Source organism: Citrobacter sp. Cs237 (genome assembly GCF_030332325.1).
Classification (GTDB): Bacteria; Pseudomonadota; Gammaproteobacteria; order Enterobacterales; family Enterobacteriaceae; genus Citrobacter_A; species Citrobacter_A sedlakii.
The window spans coordinates 1-206 of record NZ_JAOWIB010000026.1 but is presented as its reverse complement, the minus strand read 5'-3'; the positions used below and the strand labels follow the sequence as shown (position 1 = coordinate 206).

The following is a 206-nucleotide window of genomic DNA, read 5'->3' as shown; positions in this document are numbered from 1 at the left end:
CCGGCGGCAGATATCACCGCCCTGAACGACGGCACCACCACTGTGTCAGTGACCGTCACCAGTGCCGCAGGCAACAGCGGTACTGCCACCCACGATGTGACGGTGAACACCGCCGTACCGGTGGTGACCATTAACAGCGTGACCGCCGACGACGTGATCAACGCCGCCGAGCAGGGCGCGGACCTGACGCTTTCCGGCACCACCAC

At 65.5% G+C, this 206-nt stretch carries 1 protein-coding gene; it reads left to right on the top strand.

Annotated elements, in window-relative coordinates; all coding sequences use genetic code 11:
- On the top strand, positions 1-206 hold a 206-nt coding region (locus OGY07_RS00130), incomplete at both ends, for a hypothetical protein (RefSeq protein ID WP_286597914.1).